General features: G+C 32.3%; 10 protein-coding genes. 1 reads left to right on the forward strand and 9 read right to left on the reverse strand.

Going from position 1 to position 12,485, the window contains the following annotated elements; genetic code table 11:
• Positions 1-8: 8 nt before the first annotated feature.
• Both upp and ACKTTV_RS02880 read right to left on the reverse strand, forming a co-directional pair.
• The gene (gene upp / locus ACKTTV_RS02875) at positions 9-662 is read right to left on the reverse strand and encodes a uracil phosphoribosyltransferase (protein ID WP_408029300.1); all 654 of its coding nucleotides are present in this window, start codon (positions 660-662) and stop codon (positions 9-11) included.
• A 70-nt stretch (positions 663-732) separates the two neighbouring features.
• A complete protein-coding gene (locus ACKTTV_RS02880) occupies positions 733-1,503 on the reverse strand; it encodes an alpha/beta fold hydrolase (RefSeq protein ID WP_408029301.1) in 771 nt (256 codons plus the stop codon).
• 39 nt (positions 1,504-1,542) lie between these two features.
• Between ACKTTV_RS02880 and brnQ the strand changes: the two genes are divergently transcribed.
• Entirely contained in the window at positions 1,543-2,829 is a 1,287-nt protein-coding gene (brnQ, locus tag ACKTTV_RS02885) for a branched-chain amino acid transport system II carrier protein (protein WP_408029302.1), read from the forward strand.
• Positions 2,830-2,864: 35 nt separating this feature from the next.
• Here brnQ and ACKTTV_RS02890 read toward each other — a convergent pair whose 3' ends face one another.
• From ACKTTV_RS02890 to ACKTTV_RS02920, 7 genes are all read right to left on the reverse strand, one after another.
• Positions 2,865-3,341 carry a DUF3575 domain-containing protein gene (locus ACKTTV_RS02890; RefSeq protein WP_408029303.1) on the reverse strand — a complete coding sequence of 159 codons (477 nt, stop codon included), beginning with the start codon at positions 3,339-3,341 and terminating at the stop codon, positions 2,865-2,867.
• A gap of 80 nt (positions 3,342-3,421) precedes the next feature.
• On the reverse strand, positions 3,422-6,802 hold the full coding sequence (locus ACKTTV_RS02895) for a hypothetical protein (protein ID WP_408029304.1): 3,381 nt from the start codon (positions 6,800-6,802) through the stop codon (positions 3,422-3,424).
• Positions 6,803-6,964: 162 nt separating this feature from the next.
• Positions 6,965-7,561, reverse strand: a complete 597-nt coding sequence (locus ACKTTV_RS02900) for a hypothetical protein (protein WP_408029305.1) — start codon at positions 7,559-7,561, stop codon at positions 6,965-6,967.
• 305 nt (positions 7,562-7,866) lie between these two features.
• The gene (locus ACKTTV_RS02905; protein ID WP_408029306.1) at positions 7,867-9,045 is read right to left on the reverse strand and encodes an outer membrane protein assembly factor BamB family protein; all 1,179 of its coding nucleotides are present in this window, start codon (positions 9,043-9,045) and stop codon (positions 7,867-7,869) included.
• Positions 9,046-9,793: 748 nt separating this feature from the next.
• Positions 9,794-9,988, reverse strand: coding sequence for a FeoB-associated Cys-rich membrane protein (locus ACKTTV_RS02910; protein ID WP_408029307.1), 195 nt, complete (start codon positions 9,986-9,988; stop codon positions 9,794-9,796).
• Positions 9,910-12,015 carry a ferrous iron transport protein B gene (feoB, locus tag ACKTTV_RS02915; RefSeq protein ID WP_408029308.1) on the reverse strand — a complete coding sequence of 702 codons (2,106 nt, stop codon included), beginning with the start codon at positions 12,013-12,015 and terminating at the stop codon, positions 9,910-9,912. The genes ACKTTV_RS02910 and feoB overlap by 79 nt, the downstream gene beginning before the upstream one ends.
• A gap of 9 nt (positions 12,016-12,024) precedes the next feature.
• Entirely contained in the window at positions 12,025-12,249 is a 225-nt protein-coding gene (locus ACKTTV_RS02920; RefSeq protein WP_408029309.1) for a FeoA family protein, read from the reverse strand.
• Positions 12,250-12,485: the final 236 nt, after the last annotated feature.

The following is a 12,485-nucleotide window of genomic DNA, read 5'->3' on the forward strand; positions in this document are numbered from 1 at the left end:
ACAGCTTGTTACATTTTTGCTCCAAAGGCTAAATCTCCAGCATCACCAAGACCAGGAACAATATAACCTTTATCATTTAAATCCTTATCAATTGCAGCAATCCAAAGCTCCGTATTTTTGGGAAAGTTTTCTTTTACATGAGCCACACCCTCTTCCGAGCCAATTACAGAAACAATATGTATTTTTTTAGGAGTACCATATTTTAAGACACCTTCAAGCACAGCTACTAAAGATTTCCCTGTTGCTAACATTGGATCAATTAGTAATAAAGTTTTATTTTCGATAGATGGAGACGCAAAATATTCAACAACTATTTCAAAGTTTTCATCATTTGTTGGGTGATGACGATACGCAGAAATAAATGCATTTTCTGCATCATCAAAGTAGTTTAAAATTCCTTGATGCAAAGGAAGTCCAGCTCTAAGAATGGAACATAAAACTAAATCGCTTTCAGGAATCGCTATTTCTTTTTTACCTAATGGTGTTGTTGTAACAATTTCCGTATAATTTAATTTTTTACTTAACTCATATCCCAAAATTTCACCAATTCTTTCGATATTCCTACGAAAGCGCATTGCATCTTTTTGAATAGAAACATCTCTAATTTCAGCTAAAAATTTGTTTAGAATTGAATTTTCTTGAGATATGTGATGTATGTTCATTTAAAATCTTCTTTAGGAGTGATTAGGCTAAGTTAAAAAGCTTCTTTGAAAATTACGAGACTGAATCGATTTATTTTACAAATTGCTTCAGAAAATCAATTAGACCTTCTTTATTTTCAATATGGCTCATATGACCATCTGGAAATTGAATAAGTTTCGTTTTGGTTCTTTTTGCTTCTTCCGCTACAACATGATAATTCAAAACAGGGTCCTTCTCACCTACAATAATAGCCCTCTTTTCAATTAGCGTTAAAACTCTTTCATTATTTACTCTCAACATCATTCCTTCGTTAGCAGCCATATACCCTCTTACCGAAGTTTGTTTAGCTTGCTCCAAAACCTCCTTAATTTCTTCTGAAAATTTTTCCTTTGAACCTTCAGCAAACAAATTCGGTATTGCAGCTTGAATTAATTTCGAAAGATTTTTCTTTGCTATTTCATTCGCTCCTTTACGAATTCTTTTTCGTTCCTCGGAATCTTCTTGTGAAGTGGAGTTCATCAAACAAATTCCTTTTATATTTTTAGGAAATAGTTTTGCAAACTCTAATGCAACATATCCCCCCATTGAATGACCTATAAAATAGGATTTACGAATTCGAAGTTTTTTCAATACAACTTCAATAGCTTGCGCCATTTCTTTCATTGAATGTACATAACCAATACTCTCTGTTTTTCCATGTCCCAGCAAATCAATAGTAATAACACGATTCCTTTTTAAAAGAGCTTCCGATACTTCTTTCCACATAGACTGATTTTCTAAAAATCCATGCAATAGTACCACAGCACTTCCTTTTCCTTGGTCAGTATAAAAAACTTCTGATTCCTTATATTTTACAATCATTTTTAACCTATATTCGGACAAAGATAAATTTGTTACCGTATGAACAAAACTAAAGAAGTATTTATAATTGGGTTTGCTTTATTTTCAATGTTTTTTGGAGCTGGAAATCTTATTCTACCTCCTTCTTTAGGTAAAAGTGCGAGTGATTCATGGTTTTTAGTAACAATAGGTTTTTTTCTTACCGCTGTTATTATTCCGTTTTTAGGAATTTTAGCTCATGCAAAACTTCAAGGAACGATGTATGATTTTGGTAAAAAAGTAGCCCCACTTTTTAGTACCATTTATTGCATTGTGGTTTATATTATTTCCGTTGCCTTACCAGCTCCTAGAACTGCTTCGGTAACACATGAAATGGCCATTGAACCATACTTTGAAATCAATTCTTTAATTACAAGTTTTATTTATTTTTCGTTAGTCTTTGTTTTCACCTTAAACAGGTCAAAAGTATTAGAATTGCTAGGTAAGTTTTTAACTCCACTTATTATTTTTATTTTGCTAGCGATCATTTTTATTGGAATATTCAATCCTCCAGGAAATATGATTGCCAGTGAGTTTTCAACACCTTTGGTTAGTGGTATTTTAGAAGGATATCAAACTTTTGATGCTATTGGTGCTATCGTTGTAGGAGGTGTGCTTGTAATTTCCATGAACTTTAAAAAAGATGCTTCATTCAAGCTAAAACAACGTTTCATTACCAAAGCAGGAATTATTGCTGGGTTAGGCTTGTTAATCATTTACGCTGGCTTAATTTTTAACGGTGCTTTATTTAGCGGAGTTTTTAAAAAAGGAGCAACAAGAGCAGAAGTTCTTTCTTCATTGAGTATGCAAACATTAGGCAATATTGGTTCGACTTTATTGAGCGTTTTGGTTGCCTTAGCCTGTTTTACTACTGCAGTTGGAATTATAACCGGAACTGCCGATTATTTTAAGGGGCTGTTTAAAAATTCACCTAGAGCCTATTTTATAACAGCATTAGTGGCATGTATTTTAGGTGTGGCTATGGGACAGCTTGATGTTCATAAAATAATTGTTGTTGCAATTCCTGCATTAATGTTTATTTATCCCATAACCATTATGCTTATTATTTTAAATGTATTACCGGTAAAATTAGCGAGTTCATTAAGCTTTAAACTTGTGATAATCATCACCTTTATTTTTAGTATTCCTGACTTTCTACAGTTTTTTATAGATGCTGAAACATTAGCGCCAATTAAAAATACAATACCATTAGCACAGCACCATTTAGGATGGGTAATCCCTGCCTTTGTCGTGTTAGTTTTGGTTAATATTTATGAACACTTACAACCAACAAAAAAACTCACTTAAAAGTGAGTTTCTATATTTTTTATTTGAACTAAATTTTAGTTAAATCGATACCCGACGTTTACTCCCACTCTTGGCACAACTGCATAAGAATCTGAAGTAAACATGTTTCTACCAATTCCGACATAAGCACCAACTACTAAACCTCCGTTAGAAACATATTTTGAACCCGCAGCAATTCCTATGGCTCCATCTGTATACTCTCTTGAATCCTTTGTTCCAGAATTAATGCCTAAGAATATTTCTCCAAAATGATTCCAGTTTCTGTTACTTGTAAAATAGTGACGAAAATAAGGTGTAAACATTTGATCTTCATTATATCTGAAATCGGCACTTTCCTTCTCAAAATTAAAAAGTGCTGACAAACCTACCGACGACTGATCGCTAATGTAATATTCGTAAGAAAGTTCTAAGGTTTTTAATATAATTCCATCAGCAATATCAATTTTTACTTCCTGCTGAGCGTTTGCAAATGTACCTGCAAATAATACAAGGGCTACAATTAGTTTTTTCATCTGTTACTTTTTTTATTTTTGATTTTGTTTTTATCTTATTTAAAGACTTATTCTCCGCAATTATTGTACCACAAAAATACTTAAAAAATGGCTTTTAATTGTACAGTTCCTGAATGTATTGTGGATGAACCTTCACTTTTTCTTCCAAAGTAATTTAACGACAGATTTAAAATCGATGTTATCTTTTGGTTCCATAGTAAGTTCCAGGTATAGTTTCTTCCAACCTGCAACCCTTCTAACATCTGATATCCTACAGGAGAATTTGCATTCCCGTTAAAATTATTGATAAACATATTGGCATCTGCTGATAGTTGATTTTTCTTTGGGCTTAGGAAAAAATATGATACTCCTAGCTTCTGTAGCTGTAACTTTTCAAAATCTTGTTCAATATTTTCTTTGTCTTTTAAATGATAGAAAAAAGAAAACTTATGGTCTTTATTATATAGAAAGGTTAGTTTAGGCTGTACTTCTTTAATCTGAATATTATAATTTCTATTGGCTAAATTTTCGGTTTGCAATCGATTTTCAGAAAGTGCTCCCTGCGCTTCAAACAACCAAAATTTGGTTAGTTTATGTTGAAACTCTAGTTGATGAATGAGCGAGTTGTTTTCTTGAGTTCCTATTGAAAACTGCTGTTTGTTTCTTGATTTTCCATAAGAATAGGTCCAACTATACTTTTGTAAACTTCTATTAAAATAAAAGTTATTCCTTATGTTAAATGTGAGCCCTAACAATTCATCTCCATCCATATGAAAGGGGTTCCAATGAAATCTACCCTCTTCTTTTAATCGTTCGTTATCAATGGTAACATAGGTTTGATTGTAAAAATGTGATAACAGCCTACTCATACCTTTTTTAGCTTTCCAAATTTGAGGATTCAGTGTAACAGACTGTTTCCATTTTACGCGCTGTGTTGGTACAAATCGAATATTAGGAAGAGCCACTCGTAAATATGTGGCTTGATCTTGAAACTGCGCCACTTCAAACTCATTAAATTGTTGCTCTCCATCATTATTATAATCAATCCAAGTATAGTATCCCTGACCTGGCTCGGTTTTTATGTATACAAAATCTTGTCGCGCAATATTTCCTGAAGTAGTTTCATAACTAGTACCAAGGGTTAAAAAGTTATTGAAAAAACGTTGGTTATAAGCTATCCTAGAATTAAGTGCTTCTTCGTTTTCTTGAAACTTATTATTGGTAATTCTGTAGTTTGCATAAACCGATAAATTGGTTCTTTTGTTTTGAATAAGTTTGCTATTTACATAAAAGGTTTTTCGGTTATTTATCTGTGTAAACGCATTTGACTTTATACTATCATTTGTCCGATAGTTTACTCCTACTTTCACAAATACTTTGGTTGAATCTCCTATTCCATAAAATCCTTCAACTTCATTAAAACGATGACTTAAACCATCGAAATTGTTTGTTTCTGTCAATTTTCGCGAATTCGATTCAAGATTTACTAATCCTCCTAACCACGATTTGCGAAAGCTCCTTATCACTTTCGATTTTATTCTGTAAAAATTATCATTTCTTGAATTCGTAGCGTTGCTCAACCAACTTCCATCTAACCAAAAATTAGTTTTCTCCTTTTTTATGTTGGTTTGAATAACATGTTTATTTCCTGAAAAGTTATTCGAAAAAGAAAGGTGCTGAAACTCGTAAGCCAATGTCGTATTCTTTTTATTATCAAAAGTCAATCTTGCCCCTAGCTCATGTTGATCTCCAATTCTATTTTCTAAATTCCAATCTCTGTTAAATTCGACCGCTTGAAAACGTTGTACTGTTTGAAAATTATTCTGAATGAACTTATAATTGATCTTACTCGAAATATTCCATGTGTTGTCAGTTATTTGTTGTTGCCATCCAACTTTTGCGGCAACTCTTTTATTTTCCTGATCATCAATTGTTGAAAATAAATTCTCATCATTATCACTAAGTGCCAACTCAGCAGACAACTCTGTTTTCTTTGAAGGTTTGTATGTAGAATTCACCACAGCCACTTGTAATTTCGTTGGAGCAATCAATTGAACAATCGGGCTAAAAGCTCCTAAATTCTCACCAACATATTTATAAATTGTTCCTATGGCAATCGTTTTATCTACCTCATAATCTCCTCTATTTTGCCCAACGTTTGTAAAAGTGACTGTATACACCTCATCATTTTCATTGGTGGTGTATTCAAAAGTTTCTTCAGTACCTACTAGTGTTTTTTTATACTGAATTCTGTTAGCCGAGAACTCATCAGCAAAAGCACTTGGTGTTACCATTTTACTTGGATCATTTCCTGCATTTGCTAAGACTTGTTTTTGGGCATCTGTAAGACTTTGCTGTACTGGTTGATTCTTGGCATCGTTTTCATTGTAGAAAAACCCAGATATCGAAAACGAATCATTTTTATATTCCGATTGTCCATAGGTAATGAATCGCGTATAATTTCTATCAGCATATTGAAATTCTATTCGAATACGCATATCATTGGTAATTGGATAGGTAGTGTTAAATCGAATTTCGGCTAAATTATAATCAACTATATAATCCTTATTTTCTCCTTTTTCAATAGCAACTCCATTTACAAATACACGCTCACTACCCTCAATCATAATAATTGCCGATTCATTGTTCGATCCAAAAATTTTATACGGTCCTTGGTTTCCCTCCACACCAACAAAGTTGAACACGGAAAACTTTCCTCTAACAATTGCTCCGGACGCCCCTGCACTTACATTATCATTGAACTTTGCCCCTACTTCAATACCTGAAACCTGTTTGTCAAAATTTAAAAAGTAGCTATTCTTATTGGATAGGCTAATGTCTCCTCCTTTTAGATTCCAATTTTTACTATACAACTCAACAAATATCCGATCAAAATCAGTAATATTCTGCGAATACCCGCTTTGCTGTAAAGGGAAATTCGTATCAAAAATATTCGCTCTTATCCCCACCTTTTCAGAGAGTTTTCCTGAAATAGTTAAATCGAGTGTAGAATTGGTCACTGCATTTTGATTGTTTCCACTGGTGAGCCCACGAGTAATAAAGCCTTGAGTTTCGAGACCATCAAACAACTTAATGTCTTTTGCTTTTTTATTGGTGGTTTCGCTATATAATTTGCCTGTATTTTTAGTGCTTTCAACAATTAATCGTTTGTCAAAAGGCACATATGTTTTTGTTAGGAAATCGGGATATCTGTAGTATTCAACAATAATTTCCGGGTACTTCTCTTTGTCAATGGTTAACTGAGACAATCCAAAATCGATTTTATATTCGCTTTGAGGTATTATCTTTTTCTCTTTAGAAGTGAACACTTTGAAATCCTCGGGATAGATACTTACGCTATCTATTTGAACAGTGTTTTCTTGTACTTGTATTTTCTTAGAACGAAACTCTTCGGATTTGTTTTGAGCGTGACTGGATATAATCACGAAAAAACAGAAAACACAAAAGATTTTATTCATCATACGTACCCCCAAATTACCAATTAAAATCTACTACAGTTTGGTATTTCTTTAAAATTAAACGTTTCCCCAAGCTTTTTATTTTTACTGAACTTATTCCAAAACTCAGATAAATAACATAATTAACAAAAATAGGAATTATATGTAGTCATGAAACTTAATCTCTTACCCGACAAGTGTAGAATATTTGGAATAAGACTTATGGCTTTTATTTTTGATATATCGAACTTTAAGTTTTTTATACCAAAAAAGGTTTAAACTAATTGACAATAGACAAACAAAAAAGATAACAACGGCATACATATCAATTGATTTTTTTGCTAATTCTACATTTAATGAATAGACAAAAAATATAATTGGAAACACCAATCTTGATACCACAAACCCGAAAAAATCAATTCTTATCAAATTGTACTTATATCTTTTATAGGTTTTGTAATCTCCTTGAATAATGGATAAGATATTATTAAAAACTGATGTCACAGGCATCACTAGCAACCACAACACATAAGATTCATAGTACGACAAGTTTTCTATATATAGGATTGCTATCGCAAAACAAAAATGATGTAAAAAAAGACTCGTATCAATTAACTTAGCTCGGATTTTTTCTAATAGAATAAACAGAAAAAAGGCAGCACTAGCAAACATTAAATGATGATTTAAAGTTCCGTATCCTAAATCAGTAAAATACATTTGATTGCCTAGGTAAATAATAGAAATCACTGGGATTACACTATAATATATCATTGATAGCGCCATAATTCTCTGGTTTCTTTTTCTAAACCACTTTCTCCTTCTTAAGAAAAAAATGAATAAATAAACCATGCACCAAATAAAAAAGTAAAACGGAAGTAAAAAATTGTTAGTCATTAGTTGTTTGGTTTTTGGCAAAAGTTCACCACTATAAAACTTATTCCGATAAAGCTTTAAATCAATTCAAGAAACAAAAAGTTTTTAAAAGTTTAAATAGACAATACCCCCGAACTTAACCTCAGGAAAAGGAGGGGTAGATGAAACTATAAGTAGCCTTATTAATAAGGACATCTTAAAAATAAACTGATTAATTATAGTTTAACCGCATAAATAGTACCATCAGAGCTACCAAAATATATGATGTCATTTTCTATAAATGGAGTTGAAAGAATAGAACCCAGTGAATGAATTTGTTTTTCGGAAGCTTTAAAATCGTCTCCGTAAAGCTGGAAGCTCTTTTTGAAATGTCCGTTTTTATCGTAAATTAAATCGTAGTTTTTCTTACTGCTTTCTGTTTGAAATTCGTATTTCCTTTCTCCTGTTTTAATATCTAGCCCTATAATTTTTCCATCAAAACTTCCAAAATAAATAATGTTGTTATAGATAACTCCTGAACCATAAACTCTCATTTGCAAAGGCGCCGTCCATTTTACAAAACCAGTTTCTTTGTCAACTGCATAAAACAAATGAGCATCAGAAGTTCCAAAATATAAAGTCCCTTTATGCTCTGTAGGTACCGCAACTATCCAACCACTTTTTTCTTTCATATTCCATAAACCAGTTCCTGTTTTGGCATCAATGGCATACATATTATAATCTCGACTTCCAAAATACAGTGCTCCATCTTTTAAGAGCAATCCTTTTTGAATTTCACCCTTCGGAAAATATTTAGCTCCTACTGTTTTAAATTTCCAGATTAGTTTTCCTGTCTCTTTTTTTAAAGCATAGACATGTCCATCAAAACTTCCCACATACAAATACTCATTATCTAAAACTGGAGATGCATGAACTGGACCATCAGTTTGAAACTTCCATTGCAATTTTCCAGTTTTACTATCAATTGCATATACAAATCCATCGGCACTCCCCCAATAAATTGTCTTGATATTTCCTATTGGAGAAGAAAGATAATAATCCCATAGATCGTACATTTTTTCTTCTTGGGCAGTGAATTTCCAAACAAGACTTCCTTTGTCTTTATCTAGGGCATATAAGTTTCCATCAGTACTAGAGAAATAAATCAAATTATTATGAATATATGGAGTTGAATGTACAGCTCCCTTCGTTTTGTATTTCCAAATTTGCTTCCCTGTTTTTTTATCAAGTGCGTATAGATGTTTATCTCCACTACCTATGTACAAAACATTATTTTCAGTAACAGGTGAAGAATACACTCTATTACTAGTTACAAATGTCCAAATGGGTTTATTTTGACTATGGATTGGTAAGCTGGCAAGTACATAAAGTACTAGCAGAATTCGTAGTGTCATATCGGTTTGGTTAGTTGTAGCTATTTCAATTACAATAGTACAGGAAATCTGTTAGAATTAAAATCTTTATTATTAAAGAGTAGCCTTTTTACACTTTTATTTCTCTTCTTTTTTGATTTTTAAAATATTTTTCTTACTTTTAATCTATCTTGTATATTAATTTATTCCCCTAAAAATGTCTTAGCATTTCAATTATAGAATCCCCTGAGACATTTTTTCTTTTTATTCAACCCTAATTTTTTATTAGTTTAATATCGACAATTCGGTCGAAAATAGACTCTTTTCTTAATATCTAACTTCAATGTATATATAGAATGACTTTTATTCAATAAAAGCATAGAAGTAATAAATTTTGAGGATTACATGTAATATGCTGAAAAAATAAAAAAGCTACCAAAACGTTATGAGGGGGGATGTTCTGGTAGCTTGTTGCTTTTGTTTTCTTTATTTTTTAAAGGGGGAGTAATTAATACGTTGGGGAGAATCATATTAATTACACTGCAAATATATAGCTGAATTCCGCACAAAAAGTTGGTGAAGTACTTATGTTGTATGCATGTAGTAGAAATGGCGTACGATATAACTACCTTATTTACTGAAACATACACTTTACACTATATTTATGATTTAAAAACTCATTTTTTTGAGTTTATTTAGACCTCTGGATTGTGGTTCCGGCGGTCAATTGGATCGTTTTTAAATGCTATTTAATTTACTCGTTAATAAGCAATAAAACTTCAACTACGTATTACCCACACCCACAATTTGTGTCGCAGCCCTTGCTTTTTTTAGACTTCCAGAAGAACTTTCTTACTAAAAAAAATAAAGCTCCAACAACTGCGATATATGTTAATACTTCTTGCATTAACTTAAAATTTGATATGATATTAAAGCTGAAACATATGCTAAAACTCCCATTCCTATTAATTGAATCATAGGCCATTTCCAGCTCTTTGTTTCTCGTTTTACTATGGCCAAAGTTGCCATACATTGCATTGCAAAAGCGTAAAAAAGTAGTAAAGATATTCCTGTGGCAAAGTTAAATCGTTTCTTTCCCGTTTTTGCATTTACTTCCGAAGCCATTCTTTCTTTGATTGTCGTGGTATCATCGTCGTCACTCTCAACACTATAAATGGTTGCCAAAGTACCTACAAACACCTCTCTTGCGGCAAAAGAAGCTATTAACCCAATTCCTATTTTCCAATCGTATCCTAATGGTTCAACAGTCGGTTCAATTACCTTTCCCATTACACCTAAATAAGAGTTTTCCAGTTTACCTGATGCTATTTTTTGCTCCAACTCTGCTTCCGAAATACCTGCATCAGCATATTTTTCGGTTACTTCTTTCTCTACATTATCAAAAGAAGAGGGCCCATGAGAACCCAAAAACCATAAAATTATAGAGATCGCTAGGATTATTTTACCTGCATCAAAAAGGAACGATTTTGTTTTCTCAAAAACTTCTAAGAAAATGTTTTTGGCAGATGGTAATTTATAGTCTGGCATTTCAACCACAAAAAAGCTATTGCTCTTAATTTTAAGCTGCTTGTGTAAAATTATTGCGGCGATTACCGCCGTGGCAAATCCTAAAATATACAAACCAAGTAAGGTAAGTCCTTGCAAACTAAAAATTCCAAACAACTTTTTATTTGGAATGATTAACGCTATTAAAATAGCATATACAGGTAATCGAGCTGCACATGTTGTAAAAGGTGTTACCAATATGGTGATTAAACGTTCCTTCCAACTTGAAATAGTTCTGGCGGCCATTACAGCTGGAATTGCACAAGCCGTTCCAGAAATTAAAGGAATCACACTTTTACCATTCATTCCAAAACGACGCATAATTTTATCCATTAAGAAAACAACCCTGCTCATATAACCTGTTTCTTCCAAAATGGCAATAAACAAAAACAGAATTGCTATTTGTGGAATAAAAATAACAACGCCACCAATACCAGGTATAACGCCTTCCGTTAATAAATCGGTAAACATGCCTTCTGGCAATATTCCTTTTACATAATCTGCTATATCTGCAAATAATCCATCAATGAAATCCATTGGTGTAGAAGACCATTCGAAGATTGACTGAAAAATTAAGAGTAGCAGTCCCGAAAATATTACATACCCAAATATTTTATGGGTAAATACCTTATCTAACTTACTTCTTAAGTCAGATGCTTTTTCTTTGTCAACACTATACGTTTTCTTTAAAACTTCATTGATTCTTTGGTATCTATATATTGTTTCTTTGTGTTGATATCTCTTTTGTTTTGAAACGTCTTTTTTAAATGAGTTTAATCCTTCAATCTCCTCTGGCAATAACTTAACATCGTGGTTTTTTGTTAACATTAACCATAACTCATATATTGTAAAACGGCTACTTACTTTTTCTAAAGAAGAAAAATATTCAGTGTCAATTTTTTCATTAAAACTTTTAAAATTAGAATGCGTATTTAACTCTGAAAAATCGGCGATGCTTTGTTTTAATTCTTGAATCCCTTCTTTGGTTCGAACGGAAATTAGAACAACCTTGGTTTGTAATTCAGTTTCCAAAGCGTCCAAATCAATCGAAATTCCTTTTTTACCCATTTGATCCGCCATATTAACAGCAAGAATCACAGGAATTTCCAGATCTTGAATTTGAGAAAATAAAAGTAAGTTTCTTTTTAAGTTTTCTACATCCGCTACCAATACAATCACATCAGGAATATCATTAGAATTATTGCTCAACAACGACTTAAGTACGATGCTTTCATCAATTGATGTAGGGTTGATACTGTAAGTTCCAGGCAAATCCGTAATTAAAGCAGAAGTGGTACTATTTAATTTTGATACTCCTTGCTTTTTGTCAACCGTTACTCCTGGATAATTACCAACTTTCTGATTCAACCCCGTTAACTCATTAAACAATGATGTTTTACCTGTATTCGGATTTCCAATTAAGCTTACTTTTAATTTATTACTCATTGTTTATTTTTAAATTTTAGTAACTATAATTTGGCAAGCGGTTTCTTTACGAATGGCAAGATGGCTTCCATTAACGCATATATACATTGGATCATTTAATGGAGCTATTTGTAGTAGCTCTACCTCGGCACCAGGCAAGCACCCCATTTCTAATAACTTTAATGGTATTCTATCCAAGCATTCCTCAGATACGATTCCTTTTTCTCCGATTTGTAGCGTAGCGATTGTGTTCAAAAATAATAACGATTTGGCTAGCAAATATACCAAAATAGAACCATTCTAAACTTATGCAGATACAATAACCTTGTAATTTAACACCAAAATAATCTGTACAAAAGATTCTTTTTAAACTCTTTTTGTAAAGAGGTTAATTCCAAAACAACTTCAACCCCCTTAAAAATTAGGTTCAAAAATTTAATTAACTGCCCCGATTTAAGCATACGGGTATCTGTTAGATTCATAATTTATAT

This window comes from Tenacibaculum xiamenense (genome assembly GCF_964513065.1).
GTDB lineage: Bacteria > Bacteroidota > Bacteroidia > Flavobacteriales > Flavobacteriaceae > Polaribacter > Polaribacter xiamenense.

Bases quoted from the DNA above. Each gene is read 5' to 3' on its own strand.
- upp (WP_408029300.1), bottom strand. From the start codon at position 662: ATGAACATACATCACATATCTCAAGAAAATTCAATTCTAAACAAATTT.
- ACKTTV_RS02880 (WP_408029301.1), bottom strand. From the start codon at position 1,503: ATGATTGTAAAATATAAGGAATCAGAAGTTTTTTATACTGACCAAGGA.
- brnQ (WP_408029302.1), top strand. From the start codon at position 1,543: ATGAACAAAACTAAAGAAGTATTTATAATTGGGTTTGCTTTATTTTCA.
- ACKTTV_RS02890 (WP_408029303.1), bottom strand. From the start codon at position 3,341: ATGAAAAAACTAATTGTAGCCCTTGTATTATTTGCAGGTACATTTGCA.
- ACKTTV_RS02895 (WP_408029304.1), bottom strand. From the start codon at position 6,802: ATGATGAATAAAATCTTTTGTGTTTTCTGTTTTTTCGTGATTATATCC.
- ACKTTV_RS02900 (WP_408029305.1), bottom strand. From the start codon at position 7,561: ATGGCGCTATCAATGATATATTATAGTGTAATCCCAGTGATTTCTATT.
- ACKTTV_RS02905 (WP_408029306.1), bottom strand. From the start codon at position 9,045: ATGACACTACGAATTCTGCTAGTACTTTATGTACTTGCCAGCTTACCA.
- ACKTTV_RS02910 (WP_408029307.1), bottom strand. From the start codon at position 9,988: ATGGCCTATGATTCAATTAATAGGAATGGGAGTTTTAGCATATGTTTC.
- feoB (WP_408029308.1), bottom strand. From the start codon at position 12,015: ATGAGTAATAAATTAAAAGTAAGCTTAATTGGAAATCCGAATACAGGT.